Origin of the sequence: Luteibacter yeojuensis, assembly GCF_000964085.1 — a bacterium.
Classification (GTDB): domain Bacteria; phylum Pseudomonadota; class Gammaproteobacteria; order Xanthomonadales; family Rhodanobacteraceae; genus Luteibacter; species Luteibacter yeojuensis_A.
Genome location: NZ_JZRB01000028.1, coordinates 1 through 19,336, shown reverse-complemented (window position 1 = coordinate 19,336; position 19,336 = coordinate 1). Strand labels below are relative to the sequence as shown.

Sequence of the window (19,336 nt, the reverse complement as noted above, 5' to 3'; positions counted from 1 at the left end):
CGCCGTCGAAGAGTTGTCTGGCGGTGAGCCGTTCCACGCAGGGTCCTTGGGCCACAAGAAAAAAGCCGGCACGCGGGGGTGCCGGCTTGCTTATATTGTGCCACAGGGCTGGTTTGGCGCCTCAGATGGCTTCGCGGGCCTCGCGGACCTCGGCGTTGTGGTGGTCCTTAAGCTTTTCCTTATGCTTCTTCAGCTGGTCGGCGAGCTTCGTGATCATCTCGTCGATGGCGGCGTACATGCGGTCGCTGATGGTGCCGTCCTGCTGGCGGGCCAGGCCATCGGCGTGCAGGCGGGTGCCCGAACAGTGCAGGGTGCCACCGGCCTTGTGTTCAGCCTTGTCCACGGAGAGGACCACATCAAGGGCGGTGATGTTGTCGAAAAGGCGTTCGAAGCGGCCGATTTGCTGCTCCACGCGCTCGCGGAGGGCAGGGGTGACCTGGATGTGCTGGCCGCTGATCTGGATTTGCATGACGCCTCCTTCTTGCTGAGGGTGCCGCCGTCGGGGGCGGCGAGGGGGGAGTGGCGGGGGTGCCGCTCCTATTTCCGATGTAGGTGGGACCGCGGGCCTCCGATGGGGTTCCGTCGCGGGCGTTCAGCCCGCGCGCACGCGTTCGCTGGAACTGGGGATGCGCATGGCTTCCCTGTACTTGGCCACCGTACGGCGGGCGACCTGAATTCCGCGTCGATGCAGTTCCTCCGCCAGGGCCTGGTCGGACAGCGGGCGACGCGGGTCTTCCGCCGTGATCAGCTTGCGCAGCATGGCCTGGATGGCCGTGGCGGACGCGCTTCCGCCATCCTCCGTGGCCACGCCACTGGAGAAGAAATGCTTCAGCTCGAAGGTACCGCGCGGCGTGTGCATGTACTTGCGCGTGGTGACCCTGGAAATGGTGGATTCGTGCATGCCGACTTCCTCGGCCACCTCGCGCAGCACCAGGGGGTGCATGGCCTCGGGGCCGTAATCGAGGAAGGCGGCCTGGCGGCGGACGATGACCTCGGCCACCTTGGTGAGCGTCTCGGCGCGCGACTGCAGGCTCTTCAGCAGCCAGCGGGCCTCCTGCAGCTGGCCCTTCATCCACGTGGCGTCGTCGCCGCGGGCGCGGGCGATGAGGTTGCAGTAATGCTGGTTGAGGCCCAGGCGGGGCTGGGCGTCGGGGTTCAGGCTGACCCGCCAGCGGCCGTTCTCACGGCGCGCGTAGACGTCGGGGGCCACGTACTCCACCGGGGTGGCGTCGAGGGCGGCGCCCGGCCGCGGGTCGAGGCTGCGGATGAGCGCGGCGGCCACGGCGACGTCGGGCTCGGCCGCCTTGAGGCGGCGGGCGATCTTGCCGGTGTCGTTGCGCGCCAGCAGCTCGATCTCCTCGTTGACGATGCGGATGGCGAGGTCGCGCTGGGGTGTATCGGTGGCGAACTGGCTGAGCTGGCACAGCAGGCAGTCGCGCAGGTCGAGGCTGGCGATGCCCGTGGGGTCGAACCGCTGGATGCGCTTGCGCACGGCCTCGATCTCGTCGAGGTCGGCGTGGAACTCGCGCAGCGCGGCCTGCACCGCCTCGAGCCCGTCGCGCAGGTAACCGTCCTCGTCCAGCACATGGATGATGGCGGTGGCGATGGCGTGGTCGCGCGGGGTGAACTGGGAGAGGTTGAGCTGCCACTCCAGGTGCTGCTGGAGGCTCTCCGGTGCGGCGTTCTGCGGCTCGAAGCCTTCTTCGTCGCCGCCCCCGCTGCGGGAGGGGGCGCCCGCGTAGTCGCCGGCTTCGCCCTGGAAGCGATCGTCGTCCCAGTCGGGGGCGAGATCCTCGGAAGAGGAGGCGGTGGTTTCTTCCTCGCGGGTGGCCTTGGCGGGCACCTCGTCGCGGGAGCGGAAATCCATGGCCTCGTCGAAGCTGGCGGTTTCCTCGCTGGCCTCGGGCTCGGATTCGGCATCCTCGGCGAATTCGAGCAGCGGGTTGCTTTCCGCGATCTGGCGGAGCTCGGCCTCGAGCTCAAGCTGCGACAGCTGCAACAGGCGGATGGCCTGCTGGAGCTGGGGCGTCAGCGTGAGCTGCTGGTGCAGGCGAAACTGGAGTCCGGGTTTCATACCTTCGCGGAGTAGGGTTACGAACCCATCGTAACCCCTTGCGGCCCCGCTAAACCAGCCACCGTGCCGGCTAGGCCGGCTGGCCGGTTTTGCGCAGTGCTAGATGCGGAACTCACGGCCCAGGTACACCTCGCGCACCTTTTCGTCAGCCAGGATGTGCTGGGGCGTGCCACGCGACAGCACTTCGCCATCGTTGAGGATGTAAGCGCGGTCGCAGATGCCCAGGGTTTCGCGCACGTTGTGGTCGGTGATGAGCACGCCGATGCCGCGCTCCTTGAGGTGGCGCACGATGCGCTGGATCTCGCCCACCGAGATGGGGTCGACGCCGGCGAACGGCTCGTCGAGCAGCATGTAGCGCGGGCGGGCGGCGAGGGCGCGGGCGATCTCGACACGGCGGCGCTCGCCACCGGAGAGGCTGATGCCCTTTTGCTCGGCGATATGCGAGATCTTCAACTCGTCGAGCAGGCTTTCGAGTTCGTCCTCGCGCTGCTTCTGGGTCATGTTCTCGCGCAGCTCGAGCACGGCCAGGATGTTGTCCGAGACGCTGAGGCGGCGAAACACCGAGGCCTCCTGCGGGAGATAGCCGATGCCGAGCTTGGCGCGGGCGTGCATGGGCAGGCCGGTGATGTCCTTGTCGTCGAGCTTGATGACGCCGGCATCGGCCTGGATGAGGCCCACCACCATGTAGAAGCAGGTGGTCTTGCCGGCGCCGTTGGGGCCGAGCAGGCCCACCACTTCACCTTCGCGGATGGAGAAGGCGAAATCGCGCACCACCTGGCGGGCGCGGAACCGCTTCTGCAGGCCTTGGGCTGAAAGCATCGGTCAGGGCTTCTTCTTGTCGGCGGCCGGGGCGGCGCCTTGCTGGTTCTTCGGCTGGAAGGTCATGTGCACGGTGGAGGCGCCATTGCTTTCGCCGGTCATCGTGCTGTCGTTGGTGTTGTAGGTGAGCTTGTCGCCGTCGGACGTGCCCTTGTTGGGCTGGTCGACGTGGGCGTTGCCGGTGAGGATGGCCACGCTGGTTTCGTTGTTGTAATCGATGTTGTTGGCGCGGCCGTGCATCCAGTTGCCCTGCTCATCCTGCTGCTGCACGGTGGCGGGCTTGCCATCGATGACGGCGCGCTTCACGGAGTTATCGTCGTTGAGGTACACCGTGGCCTTGGCGCCGGTGATCTTCAGGGTGCCCTGGGTGATCACCACGTTGTTGGTGTAGATGACGATGCCCTGCGGCTGCTGCGAGCCGTCGAAGGTCTTGGCATCGACGTGGACGACTTCGTTGCGGTCCGATTTCTTGGCCATGGCCGGCGAGGCGAGCGCCAGGAGCGCCACGGCGCAGGCCGCGGCGAGTGCCTTAGCGCTTGCGTGGCTGGTACGTGGTGTGGACTGCATCGAGGAGCTCCAGGTGCTTGGTGTCGAGGTTGGCGCGCATGCCTACGCCGTCCATTGTAGAGCTTCCCTGCACGATCCGGGCCGCTTCGGCCGTCTCAAGCCGGTTTTCCTTCGGCCACGCGGTGACCTCGGAGGTATCGATGCTGGCGGGCGGGTTGGCCTGGAAGGCGACCCGATCCATGTGCACCTTGCCCTGCAGTTTCAGCAGCGAGCCATCCTTGTTGACCCACCCGTATTGCGAGTGGCCCGTCCACGGCGGCGCGGTGGTGTCCTTGGTGGGCGGCAGCACGAAATCGGGGGCGTTGATGTACAGCGATTCGTCGCCCTCGCGGCGCTCGAGGTGGGGCGCGATGAGCTTGAACGCGGGCTTGCCCTGTTCGTTGTACGAGTCGAGGTCGAAGTTAGTGAGGACATAGCCCGACCGCGGTGGGCCGACGAAATCCTGCACTTTCTTCTCGGGCGCCACCCAGTAATACAGCAGCACGCTGGCGCCGAGGGCGGCGGCCAGCACGCCACCCACGCTGGTGGCGCTGCGGTCCTTGAACAGGTTGAGCACGCTCACAGCCAGCGTTCCAGCTCGGCCTCGGCCTTGCCCTGCGCCGCCAGGATCATGTCGGCCACCTCGCGGGCGGCGCCGTAGCCACCGGTGAGGCGGGTGCGCCAGTGCGCACGCCCGGCCACCCACGGATGGGCGTTGGCCACCGCGACGGCCAGGCCGGCGATGCCCATGGCCGGCAGGTCGGGCAGGTCGTCGCCGACGAAGGCGGCTTGCTCGGGCGACAGGCGCAGGGCCTCGAGCAGGGCATTGAGCGTGGCGCGTTTGTCTTTCTGGCCCTGGTAGACGTGCTGGATGCCCAGCTCCTCGGCGCGCAGCGACACGGGGTGGCTGATGCGGGCGGTGATAATGGCCACCTTGATGCCGTTCTCCTGGAGCCGTTTCAGGCCCAGGCCGTCGTGGACGTGGAACACCTTGGTTTCGCGGCCATCCTCGCCATACCAGAGGCGGCCATCGGTCAGGGTACCGTCCACGTCGAACACCACGACGCGGATGCGTGCGGCGCGTTCGGCGATGTCGGCGGGGATGTCGGTGTAGTGGGTGTAGGCCATGCTCGGATTTCAGACGACGCGGGCGCGCAGCAGGTCGTGGATGTTCAGGGCGCCGACCACGCAGCCATCGGCGTCGGTGACCAGCAGGGCGTGGATCTGGTGTTTCTCCATCAGCTGGGCGGCCTCGACGGCCAGTTTGTCCGAGCCGATGGTCTTGGGCCCGCGGGTCATGAGCTGGGCCACGGTGGCGCCGCGCAGGTCCACCCCGTCGTCGTCCAGCGCGCGGCGCAGGTCGCCGTCGGTGAAGACACCGAGGAGGCGGCCATCGGCGTCGACCACGGCGGTCATGCCCAGGTGCTTGCGGGTCATCTCCACCAGGGCCTCGCTGAGGCTGGCGGTAACCGGCACGCGGGGCACGTCGTCGCCGCTGTGCATCACGTCGGCGATATGCAGGAGCAGGCGGCGCCCCAGGCTGCCGGCCGGGTGCGAACGGGCGAAATCGTCGGAGGTGAAGCCGCGGGCATCGAGCAGGGCCACCGCCAGGGCATCGCCCAGCACCAGCGCCGCCGTGGTGCTGGCGGTGGGCGCCAGCCCGTGCGGGCAGGCCTCGGAGGCCACGTTGCCATCGATGTGCACGTCGGCCTGGCTGGCGAGGGACGACCTGGCGTTGCCGGTGATGGCGATGAGCGGGATGCCCTGGCGCTTGATGGCCGGCAGGATGAAGAGCAGCTCGTCGGTTTCGCCGGAGTAGGAGATGGCCAGCACGATGTCGTCGGGCTGGATCATGCCCAGGTCGCCATGGCTGGCCTCGCCCGGGTGGACGAAGAACGAGGGCGTGCCCGTGGAGGCGAGGGTGGCGGCGATCTTGCGGGCGATGTGCCCCGACTTGCCCATGCCCGAGACCACCACGCGGCCCTTGCAGGCGAGGATCATGTCGCAGGCGCGGACGAAGGCGGCATCGACCCGGCGCTCCAGGGCCCGTATGGCGGCGGCCTCGGTGGCGATGACCGTGCGCGCGCTGCGCACGACGGCATCGGCGTTCACGGGCGTCTTGCTGGCAGGCGGGGCGGTGCGGGCGTTCATGCGGGTTTGGGTCCGGGCGTAGGGTTTTGTCCCTGGGCAACCCGGGATGTCCATTTCTGCGACACCGGATTTCCATTACCATTACATATTCTCATTTTATCGTCGCTGCCATCGACCGGTGATTCAGGGACCGTTTCGGAACCCCCGGCCGCGCGACGATTTCCCCCATCCTTTGGAGCCCCCATGGACGCTGCCCGCATCCAGGCATTGATCGAAGCCGGCCTGCCCGGCGCCCGGGTGGACGTGCGCGGCGACGACGGCGTCCATTTCGAAGCCGAGGTCATCTCGGCCCAGTTCGCCGGCAAGCTGCCGCTTGCCCGCCACCGCCTCGTCTACGCCACCCTGGGCGACCTGATGGGCGGCGCCATCCATGCGCTGGGCCTGAAGACCCTTACCCCCGAAGAAGCGAATTCCTAAAACACACCATGGCCAAGATCCTTATCAGCGGCGGCCAGCCGCTCCAGGGTGAGGTGAGCATCAGCGGTGCCAAGAACGCCGTGCTCCCCATCCTTGCTTCCTGCCTCCTCGCCGACGAGCCGGTCAGCATCGGCAACGTGCCCCACCTGCACGACGTCACCACCTTCATCGAGCTGCTCGGCCGCATGGGCGTGCGCGTGGTGCTCGACGATCGCATGAAGATGCACATCGACCCGCGCCCGGAGAACAGCTGCGTGGCGCCGTACGAGCTGGTGCGCACCATGCGCGCCTCCATCCTCGTGCTCGGCCCCCTGGTGGCCCGCCACGGCAAGGCCGAAGTGTCGCTGCCCGGCGGCTGCGCCATCGGCTCGCGCCCGGTCGACCAGCACATCCGCGGCCTGCAGGCGCTGGGTGCCGATATCACGGTCGAGAACGGCTTCATCAAGGCGAAGGCCGGCCGCCTCAAGGGCGCGCGCATCGTCATGGACATGGTGACGGTCACCGGCACCGAGAACATCCTGATGGCCGCCACCCTGGCGGAGGGCACCACCATCATCGAGAACGCCGCCCAGGAACCCGAGGTGGTGGATCTCGCCCACTGCCTCATCGCCATGGGCGCGAAGATCGACGGCATCGGCTCCTCCACGCTCATCGTCGAGGGCGTCGAGCGCCTGCACGGCGCGCACTACGAGGTGCTGCCCGACCGCATCGAAACCGGCACGTTCCTCGTCGGCGCCGCCATGACCGGCGGCAAGGTGCGCGCCCGTGGCGCGCGTGCCGATACGCTCGACGCCGTGTTGCAGAAGCTCGAGGAATCCGGCGCGCACATCAGCACCGGCCCCGACTGGATCGAGCTCGACATGCAGGGCCGCCGCCCCAAGGCCGTGAACCTGGTGACCGCGCCGTACCCGGCGTTCCCCACTGACATGCAGGCACAGTTCACGGCGCTCAACTGTGTGGCCGAGGGCGTGGGCGTCATCACCGAGACGGTGTTCGAGAACCGCTTCATGCACGCGCTGGAACTGCAGCGCCTGGGTGCGGATATCCGCCTCGAGGGCAACACCGCCATCATCACGGGCGTGCCCAAGATGAGCGGTGCGCCCATCATGGCCACCGACCTGCGCGCCTCCGCGTGCCTCGTGCTTGCCGGCCTTGTCGCCGAAGGCGACACCACGGTCGATCGCGTGTACCACATCGACCGCGGCTACGAGAACATCGAAGAGAAGCTCGGCGTGCTGGGCGCACGCATCCGCCGCCTGCCGGGCTAACCGCCAGCTGTCGTAGGAGCCCACCCCGTGGGCGATAGCTCTTCGCGAAAACCTGTCGCCCACAGGGTGGGCTCCTACAGGTAAGAAAACCCGCCGTGAGGCGGGTTTCTTTTTTATTTCCCTTCGAACTTCACCAACTCGAGCGTGAGGTCGCCGCCATCCTTCTGGGCGAGCTTGACCGGCACGGGGTATTTCGTCGGCACGTACCATGCGTTGAAGCCGCGATCCTGGTCGGTGCGGTCGACGCGGATGGCGTCGAACGAGCCGGCGGGCACGGTGACTTTCTCGTTGCCACCGACCTTGAACGACTGCGTCTCGATGGCCTGCTTCACGCCGACGGGGAACGTGGCTTGCTTCGCCCCGCCGCGCAGCGCCACGCCGAGGGCGAGCGGCAGCGTGTTGCGCTCGACCATGCCGGCCTGCGCGGGGTACGAATACGACTTGCTGTTGTCCTTCACCTGCACCGTGTTGCCGCTGACCGTCAGCTCGCGGCTCTTCGGCTTGAACGCCGACGAGAGGTCGTACTTATACGACACGGCCTGCGGCACCTTGCCGGCCCACGTGAAGCGCGACACCTCGGACGAGCTGGCGCCAATGGCGGCGGCGAGGCCGGACGTGCCGGTCACCTTGTTGCTGTATTCGAACTGGCCATTGCCGGCAGGCTTGAGCGTGAGCGTGGCATTGCCGAGCGGCGAGCCGCCCTGCAGCACGTTATACGTGGCGGTGAACTGCTGCGGCACGTCGGCGGCGAACGCGGTGGCGGCGGGCAGGGCGAGGGCCAGGCCAAGGCTGGCGCGGAGAAGGGTCGTTTTCATGCAGCGAGTGTAAACCCGCCGCCTGAATAGACGGCGACAACCGGTAGGAGCCCACCCTGTGGGCGACAGCTTTTGGGCGATGACGCTGCAGGGCCTGTCGTGCTTTCGCGAAGAGATGTCGCCCACGAAGTGGGCTCCTACAGCGAGGCGGCGTCCAGAGGGTGCTCGAGAGGCTTGCCATCGAACATCGCCAGGCCGCGCCATTGCAGGCGGCCGCTGGCGATGGCGCCGACCACGGCGGGGAGCAGCGTGTGCTCCTCCACCAGCAGGCGCGTGGCGAGGGTTTCTTCGGTATCCGTGGGGCCTACGGCAATGCGCGCCTGGGCCACGACGGGGCCGCCATCGAGTTCGGCGGTGACGAAGTGCACGCTGGCGCCGTGCTCGGTGTCGCCCGCCTCGAGGCAGCGGCGGTGCGTGTGCATGCCGCGGTATTTCGGCAGCAGGGAAGGGTGGATGTTGATGGCGCGGCCCTCCCATGCGGCAACCACCGAGGCGTCGATGATGCGCATGTAGCCCGCCAGCACGAGCAAGTCGGGCCGAGCCTCGGCCACGGCACCGAACAGCGCGCGATCGAACGCCACGCGGTCGGCAAAATCCTTCGCCTGCATGGCGACGGTGGGGATGCCCGCCTGGCGCGCCACGTCGAGCGCGCCGGCCGAGGGCTTGTCGCTACCCACCAGCACGAACTCCACGGGCAGGCGCGCGGCGATGAGTGCGGCGAGGTTGCTGCCGCGCCCGGAAGCGAGCGCGGCGACACGCAGGGGACGATCCACGGCTTTTCTCAGCCGATGTGGACGCGGTGCCCGCCATCGGCGGCGACCACGCTGCCGATGACCCAGCTGGCCAGCCCGTGGGCCGAAAGGGCGGCCTTGGCGGCGTCGACCTGGCCCTTGTCGAGCAGCACGGTGAAGCCGATGCCGCAATTGAACGTGCGCCACATCTCCTCGCGCGCGACGTTGCCCTCGCGCTGCAGCCACTGGAACACAGGCGGCAGTTCCCACGATGCGGCGTCGATGGCCAGGCCCAGGCCCTCGGGCACCACGCGGATGATGTTCTCGGTGAGGCCGCCGCCGGTGACATGGGCCATGCCGTGCACGTCGACCTTTTGCAGCAGCTCGAGGATCGGCTTCACATAGATGGTGGTCGGTGCCATCAGGGCGTCGACCAGCTTGACGCCACCGACGTCGGCGTCGAGCGGCGAGCCGGCGCGCTCGAGGATGCGGCGGATGAGCGAGTAGCCGTTCGAGTGCGGGCCCGACGAGGCCACGCCGAGGATGACATCGCCAGCCACGATCTTCGTGCCGTCATTCATGTGCGCCTTCTCGACCGCGCCGACGGTGAAGCCGGCCAGGTCGTATTCGCCCGGCGGGTACATGTCGGGCATCTCGGCCGTTTCGCCACCGATGAGGGCGCAACCGGCCAGTTCGCAGCCGCGGGCGATGCCGCCGACGACCGACGCGGCGGTGTCGACGTCGAGCTTGCCGGTGGCGAAGTAATCGAGGAAGAACAGCGGTTCGGCACCCTGCACGAGGACGTCGTTGACGCACATGCCGACCAGGTCGATGCCGATGGTGTCGTGGCGGCCGAGCGTCTGCGCCAGCTTGAGCTTGGTGCCCACGCCATCGGTACCCGAGACCAGCACCGGCTCCTTGTAGCGGCCGCTGAGGTCGAACAGGCCGCCGAAGCCACCCAGCCCGCCCATGACCTCGGGGCGGAACGTGCGCTTGACCATCGGCTTGATGCGCTCGACGAGGGCATTGCCGGCATCGATGTCGACGCCCGCGTCGCGGTAGGTAAGGGAGCCCTGGTCGGAGGACATACGTGGTTCCGGCGCTGGTGGAAACGCGCAATGATAGCAGCAAGCCGGGCCCCCGGCCGGGCCCTGCACGCCGTCTGGATGGACGCTGGCCTAAGGTTTGGGCAGACTTCCCGCCTTCCCAGAGCGATGCCATGCCCATGCGCGCAGCCCGTCCCTTCGCCTTCCTGATCCTTTGCCTGCTCGCCCTGGCGGGGCCGGCCTGGGCCCAGACGTCGATGTACACGGTGTCCGTGCCGGTGCCTGACACCACCGCGGCCGTGCGCGACCAGGCCTTCGCCAACGGCCTTACCCAGGTGCTGGCCCGCGCCAACAACGGCGCCGACCCCCGCACCAAGCCGGGGTTTGCCGACGCCATGAAGCAGCCGGGCGGGCTGGTGCAGCAGTACCAGTATTCGCGCACCGGCGGCGCCAACGGCGCCCCCCTGGCCCTGGAGATCACCTTCGACCCGGGCGCCATCCGCCGCGTGCTGGCGGTGGGCGATGCCGCAGCCTCGGCGCCGAAGCCCCCCGTGCTGGTCATCGCCCACGATGCCGCCGGCAAGGCGCTCAACATGCAGGATCTGGCCCCGCTCGCCCAGATGGCCGATACCCGCGGCTACCAGATCGTCACCCCGAAGTCGGATACCCCCGTGGACGCCAAGGCCATCGCCGCCGGCGATACCTCGGCGGTGGCCGGGGTGGCCCGCCAGTACAACACCGCCACGGTGCTCGTCGGCACGGTTCGCGACGACGGCACCGAGTGGACGCTGGTGAACGCGGGCCGCACCTCATCGTGGTCCGACAGCGGCGAAGCCCGCGCGGCGCTGCTCAGCAACGGGGCCAATGCCATGGCCGACAAGCTCGACCGCTCGTTCACCGCCAACGCCGGCGGCAGCAACAGCGGCAAGGTGTGGGTCTCGGGGCTGCGCTCGGCCACCGACTACGCCGGCCTGCTCGCCACGTTCCAGAACGATCCCGCCATCAAGACGGTGGCGCCGCTCAGCGCCACGCCCGACGGCGTGCTGTTCAACGTGAGCGCCAATGCGCCGCTGGCCCGGCTGGTGGCCGGCTATGCCGCGGGCGGCCACGTGCTGGCCGCCGACGCACACGACGGCGCCGACCTCGCCGTCCGCTGGGTGCCCTGACCCATGGCCAACGATACTTCGCGCCGCTGGCAGATGCTGGCGCTGGTCGGCGTCATCATCCTCGTCATCTGGGGCCTCGCGCCGGTGCTCATGCCGTTCGCCCTGGCGGCCATGCTGGCCTACCTGGGCGACCCGCTCGCCGACCGCCTGCAGCGCCTGGGCATGGGCCGCAGCTGGGCGGTGAGCATCGTGTTCACCGTCATCACCGTCATCTTCGTGGGCGTGCTGTTGTTGCTGGTGCCGCTGGTGCAGCGCCAGGTCGCCAACCTCATCGATAACCTGCCGCATTACGTGGAATGGGCGAAAACGGTGGCCTTGCCGTGGGTGCAGCAGCGCCTGCACCTGGAGCCGGATACGTTCGACACCGACAAGGTGCTGGCCACCATCCGCGAGCACATCGGCAGCATCGGCAGCATCGCCGCGCGCGCCATCGCGCGTGTCACGCAATCGGGCATGGGCATCATCACCTGGATGACCAACGCCGTGCTGATCCCGGTGGTGGCGTTCTACCTGTTGCGCGACTGGGACACCATGATCGCGCACATCCAGCGCCTCATCCCGCGTTCGGTCGAGCCCACCGTCGTCCGCCTCTCGCGCGAATCCGACCAGGTGCTGGGCGCGTTCGTGCGTGGCCAGCTGCTGGTGATGCTGGCGCTGGGCGTGTTCTACGGCCTCGGCCTCACCCTGGTGGGCATCTCCATCGGCCCGCTCATCGGCATGATCGCCGGCCTGCTCAGCTTCGTGCCCTACCTCGGCTTCATGATCGGTTTCGTGGCCGCGCTGGTGGCCGCGCTGGTGCAGTACGGCGACTGGACCCACGTGCTGCTCGTGTGCGGCGTGTTCACCGTGGGCCAGCTGCTCGAAGGCTACGTGCTGGTGCCGCGCCTGGTCGGCGGCAAGATCGGCCTGCACCCGGTCGCGGTCATCTTCGCCGTCCTGGCGGGCGGCCACCTGTTCGGCTTCCTGGGCGTGCTGCTGGCGCTGCCGGCCGCCTCCGTCGTCGTGGTGGTGCTGCGCTATGTGTTCGCGCGCTACCGCGAAAGCAATCTGTACAAGGCGTCGGCGCCGCCAGCGGAACGCGAGAAGCTGGACGTGGACGTCAACGTGGATGTGACGGTCACCCGGCCGCCCGTGCCTGCCGTGCCCGTGCCCGTGCCCGTGCCGCCGTTGGCCAAAGACGGGCCATGACCACCCAGTTGCCCCTCGCCCTGCGCTGGCCCCGCCGCCAGCGCTTCGAGCATTTCCACGCCGGTGAGAACGCCGTGGCCGTCGAGGCCGTCGGTGCCGCCGCCGTGGACGCGGGCGCGCCGTGGGTGTTCGTCTCCGGGCCGTTGGGCAGCGGGCGCACACACCTTCTCGTGGCAGCCTGCCAGGCCGCGATCGATGCGGGGCGCAGCGCGCAATACCTTCCCTTGGGCGGCCTCCGCGGTACGCGGGCAGCCGCCATCCGCGGCATGGCCGGCAGCGACCTGCTGGCTATCGACGACCTGGATGCGGTGGCGGGCGACCCCGACGCGGAGCACGCGCTGTTCGACACCTTCAACAGCTACAAGGCCGACGGCTGCACCTTGCTGTTCGCGGCGAACGTGGCGCCGGCGGCGCTGGAGCTCGGCCTGCCCGACCTTCGTTCCCGCCTGGGCTCGCTGACGCAGGCCGTGTTGAAGCCGCTGGGTGACGTGGAGCGCCGCCAGGTGCTGCGCGACCACGCGGCGGGCCGCGCCATCGAGCTGGACGACACGGTGCTCGACTGGCTGTTCGCGCACCATCCGCGCGACCTGGGCGCGCTGCTCGACCTGCTCGATACGCTCGACCGCGCGACGCTGGCTGCCCAGCGTCGCGTCACGGTGCCGTTCCTGAAGAACCTGCTAAAGCCGGATTAACCGGCGGTACCGAGCAGGCGCGGCGTGGCGTTGGCCGTGATGACCTGGGTCATGGCGGCAGCCACCTTGTGGTTCGCGGCGATGATGTTGCCGCTCTCCGGCAGGCCCTCGCGGCCCGAGAAATCGTTGTAGACACCACCGGCCTCGCGCACCAGCAGGGCGCCCGCGGCCATGTCCCACGACTGCAGGCCCGGCTCGAAGTAGCCGTCGAGGCGGCCGGCGGCCACGTAGGCCAGGTCGAGCGCGGCCGAGCCCATGCGGCGGATATCTTCCGCTTCCTGGAGCAGCGCGCTGGTCATGGCCAGCTGCGATTCGAGGTGGTTGCGCACGCGGTAGGGGTAGCCCGTGCCGAGCAGCGCGCCGGCGAGGCCATCACGACGGCCGACGCGGATGCGGCGGTCGTTGAGGTAGGCGCCATCGCCCTTGCTGGCAGTGAAGAGCTCGTCGCGCAGCGGGTCGAACACCACGCCGTACACCGGCTCGCCCTTTTCGAGCAGCGCGATGGACACGGAGAAGTGGGGGATGCCGCGCAGGTAGTTATGCGTGCCGTCGAGCGGGTCGATGACCCACACCAGCGGCCCCTTGCCGGTCTGGCCCGATTCCTCGCCCACGATGGCGTGGGTGGGGTAGGCGCGGCGCAGTTCCTTGACGATCTCGGCTTCGGCGAGGCGATCGACCTCGGAGGCGAAGTCCATCCGCTGCTTTTCGACGACCGCGAGGCCCTCGATGCGATTCATGTAGCGCAGGATGATGTTTCCTGCGGAGCGCGCGGCGCGCGCCGCGACGTTGACGGCGGGTCTTGGCATGGGGATCGGCTTGGCAAAAGAACAGGGGAAGCGGTCGGGGCCGCGTCGGTCGGGCAGTTTACCACCGGCTGCGCGCGCGCCCAAGTCAATGGCCGGTGTAGACTTTCCGGTCCTGACGATACCCTCCTGGCGCCCATGGCCCTCGCTCCGTACGACCACTTCCGCTTCGTCCTCGTCCGCACCTCGCATTCGGGCAACATCGGCTCGGCCGCCCGCGCCATCCGCACCATGGGCTTCGACCGCCTGACCCTGGTGGCCCCGAGCCGCTTCCCCGACCCGGAGGCCACGGCCCTCGCGGCCGGCGCCGATGACGTGCTCGGCAACGCGGTGGTGGTGGACGACCTGGTCGGGGGCCTCGCCGGCACCACGTTCGCCCTGGGCCTGTCGGCCCGCCGCCGCGGGGTGAACCTGCCCGAGCTCGACCCCCGCGAAGGCGCCGCCCAGGCCATCGCCGCCGCGCGCCGCGGCGAGCAGGTGGCCCTGGTGTTCGGCAACGAGCGCACGGGGCTGGAAAACGACGAACTCTCGCGCTGCCACGCCATGGTGCGTATCCCGAGCGTGGACGATTTCAGTTCGCTGAACCTTTCGCAGGCGGTGCAGGTGGTGGCCTACGAGATCCGCTCGGCGTTGCTGGCGGATGCGGCCGAGCCAGTGGCCGCAGTGGAAGCCGAGGTGGATCCGGATGAAGTTCCCGCGGATGCGGAGCAGGTGGAGCGGTTCTTCACGCACCTGGGCGAGACGCTGGATGACATCGAGTTCCACAAGGGCCGTTCGCCGACGACGATCATGCTGAAGCTGCGCAAGCTGTTCCTGCGCGCGCGGCCGGAGCTGCGTGAGCTACGCATCCTCCATGGCATCCTGGCCGATGCCCAGCGCATGGCAGGCATGGCAAAAAAACGCGACTAACCCTCGCCATGGTAGGAGCCAGCTTGCTGGCGATGCTTTTCTCACCGGTTCATTCGCTTTCGCGAATGCATGTCGTCAGCGGCATTCGCCGCCTAGTGCGTGTGGGCTCGAGGCAAAGAGCCCTTGGCGCCCACCTGCAGGCTGCGATTGCTTAGGCCCAGGTGCAAGCCACATCCGCTCACCTGCCGTTCAAGACGCTCTGGCAACGTTCGCGGTATGGCTGAGAAAGAACCCCGCGAAGACAAGACGGCTGCCCTGCTCAGGGCGGCTGCGCTATCGACACCGGGCGACCGCATCACTGTCGAGCAGCTTCTCGAGCCCCTGAAGCGCCGCGCCTTCGGGTTCCTGCTTTTGCTGCTGGCCATACCCAACTTCATCCCGGTGCCTGTCGGTATAGGCGGTGTGATGGGTGTCCTTGTCGTCGGCTTGGGCCTGGAAATGCTGATCGGCCTCGAGCATCCGTGGATTCCGGGATTTCTCAAGCGGCGCGGCATGTCGCGCGATGGCCTGCTGCGTTTCCTCGACCGCATCGAGCCCATCACGCGCCGACTCGAAAAGGCCTGCAAGCCACGCGTCCAACAACTCACGCGTCGGCCCTTCACGTTCATCTCGGGCGCGGTGATGATCCTGATCGGCATCCTTCTTGCCCTGCCAATCCCGTTCACGAACTACCTTTTCGGCGGCATGCTGATCGCATTCGCGTTCGCACTAGTCGAACGCGATGGTGTCTTGCTTCTGGCGGTGTGGGGATCGACTGTCGCGGCCGTCGCCTTGTCGGCGACCTTCAGCCACGCACTGATCAAGTTCTTCCGCGACATGTTCTGAGCAACAGCTTGTGCCTCGACGCCACACGCGCTAGGCGGCGATAGCCGCTGAGGACAGGCGTTCGCGAGCGCGAATGAACCGACAAAGAGCATCGCGCGCAAGCGCGCTCCTACAGGGGGGGCTAGTCCTCGACGACGGGCTCGTCCGGCAGGACGCCCACCAGCACCTTGTCGATGCGGGCGCCATCCATGTCCACCACCTCGAAACGGTGCCCCTGCCACTCGAACGACTCACCCGCATGCGGGATGTGGCCGAAGGCCGTGGTCACCATCCCCGCCACCGTACGGAAATCGTGTTCCTCCTCGTTCGGCAGGCGGTCGAGCTGGAGCAGCTCACGCAGGTCGTCCGCGGGCAACGAGCCGTCGACCAGCCAGCTGCCGTCGTCGCGGCGGATGATCGGCCCCTCGTGCGATGTATCGTCCGCAGCCGGCGCCGTGGCGCCGACCACCGCCGAGAGCAGGTCGTTCAACGTCACCAGGCCCTCGATGTCGCCGTATTCGTCGACCGCCAGTGCCAGCTGGGTGTCGGCGTCGCGGAAGGCCTCGAGCAGGTCGAGCGCGCGCGCCGTGGCCGGCACGAACAGCGGGCGGGCGATGTGGGCGAACAGGTCCACCTCGCCGGTTTCCAGCGAACGGATGAGCGACTTCACCTCGACGGTGCCGATCACCTCGCTTTCGTCGCGGCGGCACACGGGGTAGCGCGAGAACGGCGTTTGGCGCAGCACGTCCAGGTTTTCCTCGCGCGGGGCGTTGATGTCCAGCCACGCGATCTTCATGCGCGGGGTCATCACCGAGCCCACCGTGCGGTCGCCCAGCCGCAGCACGCGGTTCACCATGTTGCGCTCGTCGCTGTCGAGGATGCCCTGCTCGGCGCTCTCGGCCACCAGCAGGCGGATCTCTTCTTCGGTGGCGGCGTTGGCGCCCTTCCGGTGCAGGCCGAGCACGCGCAGGATGCCGGTGGAGACGTGGTTGAGCAGCCACACCAGGGGCAGGGTGATCCGCGAGACCACCATCATGGGTACCGCGATCTGGCTGGCGATCTTCTCCGGCGCGGTGAGCGCGGCCCGCTTGGGCACCAGCTCGCCGACGATGATCTGGATCAGCGACATCAGCAGGAACCCGAGCAGCCAGCCGAGCACCCGCATGTAGGGCTCCAGCCAGGCCGGGCCGTCGCCGTGGATGAGCTCGGCGAAGTGGTCGGCGAGCTGGTCGCCCGCCAGGGCGCCGGTGACCAGGATGATCAGGGTCATGCCCACCTGCACGGTGGACAGGAACTGTTCCGGGGCCTCGGCGAGCTGCAGGGCCACCCGGGCCCGCCGGCTGTCGCGGGCCATCTGCTTGAGGCGGCTTTTGCGCGAGGCCACCACGGACATCTCGGACAGGGCGAAGAACCCGTTGCCGAGGGAAAGGACGAAGACCAGCAGGAGTTCGGTGAGCATGTGCGGGCTATATACCAGACGCGGCAGGGAAGGTCTTGCGGGCAGGGCGCAGCATGGCGGGCGGAAGGTCCGGTAACATATCGGTCATATTCCCCGGCATACCCCAGGCAACCCCATGTTTTCACTCCAGACCATGTTCGGTAAGGGCGACAAGTTCTACGGCCTGCTCGAAGAAAGCGCCGAAGCCGCCCGCGAAAGCGCGAAAGCGATGCACGAACTGGTGACCAAGACCGATCGCGCCCCCGTCATGGCGGCCTTCACCACCGCCCGCGCCCGGGAAAAGGCCCTGCACGGGCAGATCGGCGAGGAACTGGTGAACACCTTCGTCACCGCCCTGGACCGTGAAGACATCGAGGCGCTGAACTCGGCGCTGTACAAGATCCCCAAGACGATCGAGAAGTTCGCTGAACGCTACATCATCGTCGCCGAAAAGCTCCAGGGCGTCGATTTTGGCCAGCGTGCGGTGCTGCTCGAGCGCTCGGCCGACGTCGTGGTCGACATGATCGCCCAGTTGCGCCACGGCCTGAAGATCGGCCCGGTGAAGAAGCTCCGCGACCAGCTCCACGCCCTCGAGGCCGAGGCCGACCGCCTGCTGCTCGACCCCTACCGCACCCTGTACGCCGAGGCGTCCGATCCGCTTCGCGCCATCCTTGCCAAGGATCTCTTCGAGCTCATCGAGAAGGCGGTCGACAAGTGCCGCGACGTCGGCAACGTGGTCTACGCCATCGTCCTCAAGAACTCCTGACGGCGGGCGCCCCATGAGCATGGTCATCGCGGTCGTCCTGATCGCCCTTGCCTTCACCTACATCAATGGGTTCCACGACACGGCGAACTCCATCGCCACCGTGGTGGCCACCAAGGTGCTCACGCCGGGCCAGGCCGTGCTGCTGGCCGCCGTCACCAACCTGGCCGGCGCCCTGTGGGGCACGGCCGTGGCGGCCACCATCGCCTCCGGCCTCATCGATACCGGGGTGGTCGATGTCGGCTCGCACCTGCTGATCAGCGCGCTGCTCGGCGCCACGATCTGGAATCTCATCACTTGGTGGCTGGGCCTGCCGTCCAGCTCCAGCCATGCCCTGGTCGGTGGCCTGTGCGGCGCCGCCCTGGCGGCATCGCAGGAAAACATCCACGCCATCATCTGGTGGCAGGGCGGCGCGCACTGGTGGCTGGGCAAGGGCGTGCTGCCCAAGGTCATCGTGCCGATGATCGTGTCGCCGTTCCTGGGCTTCGTCATCGGTTTCCTGCTGATGGGCGCCCTTTACGCCCTGCTTGGCTGGTTCTCGAGCCAGAAAGGCGTGCTGCACCGGTTCGGCCGCACCCCGTTCGTCAACAGCTTCTTCGGCAAGGCGCAGATCGTGTCGGCCAGCGCCATGGGCCTGTCCCACGGCATGAACGATGCCCAGAAGAGCATGGGCATCATCGCGCTGGCCCTGGCAGGTGCCACGGCGGCGGGCCAGTTCGACCACCTGCCGGCGTTCCTGTCGTTCCTGCGCATCGCGCACGACCCGGCCGCGCCGGGCGGCTTCCCCATCCCCGTGTGGGTGAAGGTGGTCTGCGCGCTGACCATGGCCGGCGGCACCGCGGGCGGCGGCTGGCGCATCATCAAGACCCTCGGCCACAAAATGGTGAAGCTGCACCCCATCAACGGCTTCGCCGCCGAGGGCAGCTCGGCCGCCGTGATCCTCACCGCCTCGGTGCTCGGCATCCCGGTGTCGACCACGCACAACGTCTCGGCGTCGATCATGGGCGTGGGCGCGGCCAAACGCTTCAACGCCATCCGCTGGTCGGTGGTCGAGCGCATGGTGTGGGCCTGGATCCTGACCCTGCCCATCACGGCGGGCATTGGCTACGCCCTGGTCAAGTTAGGCCATCTGTTCTAAAGCATCCGTAACCGGTTCATCCGCTTTCGCGGATGCATGTTTCCAGCGGCTTGCGCCGCCTTAGGCTGGTGGGGTGTCGGCGGTCGGGGGCGGGCAGGCCCTTGGTGCCGCCAGTCGCGGACCTGCGGACCGGGCCGTAGCGCCGCTTTTGCGATAACCGTTGCGTTTGGCGGCCCTCCGCTCATGTCGGCCCCAAGGGCCTGCCCGCCCCCGAGTCGGTACGCCTCGTTCCGTGTCGCACAAGCCGGTGTCGCTTGACGCTGGCAATACGCCAGCCACATGGCGTTTCGATGGGCGACGATACGTGGACTCGACGGAGCACGCTTGCTGAGGGTTTGTCGCCGCGCACCGCGCCCGTTCGAGCGAAAGGCATTGGAGCCAGCGGCGTAGTCATAACGTTCACCCGTACACACAGCGCGCGGGACGGCTCGCCTCGTCTCCGTTTTTGCTGCACGAACCGAAGCGCCTGGGGTCGGTGGGGGGTGGGCCCCTGGGGTCGACATGAGCGGAGGGCCGCGTTACGCCCCGAAGCGGCGACGGCGGTGCTACGGCCCGGTCCGCAGGTCCG

General features: G+C 68.1%; 21 protein-coding genes. 9 read left to right on the top strand and 12 right to left on the bottom strand.

All coding sequences use genetic code 11. From position 1 onward, the window contains the following. Nucleotides 1-121 precede the first annotated feature (121 nt). The 7 genes from hpf to VI08_RS13085 all read right to left on the bottom strand — a co-directional run bounded on the left by hpf (nucleotide 122) and on the right by VI08_RS13085 (nucleotide 5,590). On the bottom strand, nucleotides 122-469 hold the full coding sequence (gene hpf, locus VI08_RS13115; protein WP_045830052.1) for a ribosome hibernation-promoting factor, HPF/YfiA family: 348 nt from the start codon (nucleotides 467-469) through the stop codon (nucleotides 122-124). 123 nt (nucleotides 470-592) lie between these two features. After that, nucleotides 593-2,074: an RNA polymerase factor sigma-54 gene (locus VI08_RS13110; RefSeq protein WP_045830051.1), complete on the bottom strand. Its 1,482-nt coding sequence runs from the start codon at nucleotides 2,072-2,074 to the stop codon at nucleotides 593-595. 99 nt (nucleotides 2,075-2,173) lie between these two features. Next, the gene (gene lptB, locus VI08_RS13105; RefSeq protein ID WP_045830050.1) at nucleotides 2,174-2,893 is read right to left on the bottom strand and encodes an LPS export ABC transporter ATP-binding protein; all 720 of its coding nucleotides are present in this window, start codon (nucleotides 2,891-2,893) and stop codon (nucleotides 2,174-2,176) included. Between the two features lie 3 nt (nucleotides 2,894-2,896). Then, nucleotides 2,897-3,460: a lipopolysaccharide transport periplasmic protein LptA gene (gene lptA, locus VI08_RS13100; protein WP_045830049.1), complete on the bottom strand. Its 564-nt coding sequence runs from the start codon at nucleotides 3,458-3,460 to the stop codon at nucleotides 2,897-2,899. Further along, a complete protein-coding gene (lptC, locus tag VI08_RS13095) occupies nucleotides 3,423-4,022 on the bottom strand; it encodes an LPS export ABC transporter periplasmic protein LptC (protein WP_045830048.1) in 600 nt (199 codons plus the stop codon). Before lptC ends, lptA begins: the two co-directional genes overlap by 38 nt. Next, on the bottom strand, nucleotides 4,019-4,567 hold the full coding sequence (locus tag VI08_RS13090) for a KdsC family phosphatase (protein ID WP_045830047.1): 549 nt from the start codon (nucleotides 4,565-4,567) through the stop codon (nucleotides 4,019-4,021). Before VI08_RS13090 ends, lptC begins: the two co-directional genes overlap by 4 nt. Nucleotides 4,568-4,576: 9 nt before the next feature. Beyond that, nucleotides 4,577-5,590, bottom strand: coding sequence for a KpsF/GutQ family sugar-phosphate isomerase (locus VI08_RS13085; RefSeq protein WP_045830046.1), 1,014 nt, complete (start codon nucleotides 5,588-5,590; stop codon nucleotides 4,577-4,579). A gap of 183 nt (nucleotides 5,591-5,773) precedes the next feature. Here VI08_RS13085 and VI08_RS13080 point away from each other — a divergent pair, with 183 nt between their 5' ends. Further along, nucleotides 5,774-6,007, top strand: coding sequence for a BolA family protein (locus VI08_RS13080; protein WP_045830045.1), 234 nt, complete (start codon nucleotides 5,774-5,776; stop codon nucleotides 6,005-6,007). A gap of 8 nt (nucleotides 6,008-6,015) precedes the next feature. Beyond that, entirely contained in the window at nucleotides 6,016-7,275 is a 1,260-nt protein-coding gene (murA, locus tag VI08_RS13075) for a UDP-N-acetylglucosamine 1-carboxyvinyltransferase (RefSeq protein WP_045830044.1), read from the top strand. A 113-nt stretch (nucleotides 7,276-7,388) separates the two neighbouring features. Here the strand turns inward: murA and VI08_RS13070 are convergent, their stop codons facing one another. The 3 genes from VI08_RS13070 to purM all read right to left on the bottom strand — a co-directional run bounded on the left by VI08_RS13070 (nucleotide 7,389) and on the right by purM (nucleotide 9,909). Further along, nucleotides 7,389-8,090: a DUF3108 domain-containing protein gene (locus VI08_RS13070; protein ID WP_045830043.1), complete on the bottom strand. Its 702-nt coding sequence runs from the start codon at nucleotides 8,088-8,090 to the stop codon at nucleotides 7,389-7,391. A 137-nt stretch (nucleotides 8,091-8,227) separates the two neighbouring features. Then, nucleotides 8,228-8,863 carry a phosphoribosylglycinamide formyltransferase gene (purN, locus tag VI08_RS13065; protein ID WP_045830042.1) on the bottom strand — a complete coding sequence of 212 codons (636 nt, stop codon included), beginning with the start codon at nucleotides 8,861-8,863 and terminating at the stop codon, nucleotides 8,228-8,230. A gap of 8 nt (nucleotides 8,864-8,871) precedes the next feature. Next, complete coding sequence (gene purM / locus VI08_RS13060; RefSeq protein WP_045830041.1) at nucleotides 8,872-9,909, bottom strand: phosphoribosylformylglycinamidine cyclo-ligase; 1,038 nt, start codon at nucleotides 9,907-9,909, stop codon at nucleotides 8,872-8,874. A gap of 137 nt (nucleotides 9,910-10,046) precedes the next feature. On the opposite strand from purM, the gene VI08_RS13055 reads away from it, so the two are divergent. From VI08_RS13055 to hda, 3 genes are read left to right on the top strand one after another with little or no spacing between them, the layout of a single operon-like run. Then, the gene (locus tag VI08_RS13055; RefSeq protein ID WP_045830116.1) at nucleotides 10,047-11,033 is read left to right on the top strand and encodes a DUF2066 domain-containing protein; all 987 of its coding nucleotides are present in this window, start codon (nucleotides 10,047-10,049) and stop codon (nucleotides 11,031-11,033) included. A 3-nt stretch (nucleotides 11,034-11,036) separates the two neighbouring features. Further along, nucleotides 11,037-12,221, top strand: coding sequence for an AI-2E family transporter (locus VI08_RS13050; protein WP_045830040.1), 1,185 nt, complete (start codon nucleotides 11,037-11,039; stop codon nucleotides 12,219-12,221). Continuing rightward, nucleotides 12,218-12,913: a DnaA regulatory inactivator Hda gene (gene hda, locus VI08_RS13045; RefSeq protein ID WP_045830039.1), complete on the top strand. Its 696-nt coding sequence runs from the start codon at nucleotides 12,218-12,220 to the stop codon at nucleotides 12,911-12,913. The genes VI08_RS13050 and hda overlap by 4 nt, the downstream gene beginning before the upstream one ends. On the opposite strand, the gene VI08_RS13040 is transcribed toward hda, so the two are convergent. Further along, complete coding sequence (locus tag VI08_RS13040; protein ID WP_045830038.1) at nucleotides 12,910-13,719, bottom strand: inositol monophosphatase family protein; 810 nt, start codon at nucleotides 13,717-13,719, stop codon at nucleotides 12,910-12,912. The genes hda and VI08_RS13040 overlap by 4 nt on opposite strands. A gap of 135 nt (nucleotides 13,720-13,854) precedes the next feature. Here VI08_RS13040 and VI08_RS13035 point away from each other — a divergent pair, with 135 nt between their 5' ends. Continuing rightward, complete coding sequence (locus VI08_RS13035; RefSeq protein WP_045830037.1) at nucleotides 13,855-14,625, top strand: RNA methyltransferase; 771 nt, start codon at nucleotides 13,855-13,857, stop codon at nucleotides 14,623-14,625. A gap of 216 nt (nucleotides 14,626-14,841) precedes the next feature. Beyond that, nucleotides 14,842-15,450, top strand: coding sequence for an exopolysaccharide biosynthesis protein (locus VI08_RS21375; RefSeq protein ID WP_045830036.1), 609 nt, complete (start codon nucleotides 14,842-14,844; stop codon nucleotides 15,448-15,450). Nucleotides 15,451-15,571: 121 nt separating this feature from the next. Here the strand turns inward: VI08_RS21375 and VI08_RS13025 are convergent, their stop codons facing one another. Next, nucleotides 15,572-16,888: a hemolysin family protein gene (locus VI08_RS13025; protein ID WP_045830035.1), complete on the bottom strand. Its 1,317-nt coding sequence runs from the start codon at nucleotides 16,886-16,888 to the stop codon at nucleotides 15,572-15,574. Between the two features lie 115 nt (nucleotides 16,889-17,003). Here VI08_RS13025 and VI08_RS13020 point away from each other — a divergent pair, with 115 nt between their 5' ends. Together VI08_RS13020 and VI08_RS13015 are read left to right on the top strand one after the other, a co-directional pair. After that, nucleotides 17,004-17,633, top strand: a complete 630-nt coding sequence (locus VI08_RS13020; protein ID WP_045830034.1) for a DUF47 domain-containing protein — start codon at nucleotides 17,004-17,006, stop codon at nucleotides 17,631-17,633. A 13-nt stretch (nucleotides 17,634-17,646) separates the two neighbouring features. Next, on the top strand, nucleotides 17,647-18,768 hold the full coding sequence (locus tag VI08_RS13015; RefSeq protein ID WP_045830033.1) for an inorganic phosphate transporter: 1,122 nt from the start codon (nucleotides 17,647-17,649) through the stop codon (nucleotides 18,766-18,768). Nucleotides 18,769-19,336: the final 568 nt, after the last annotated feature.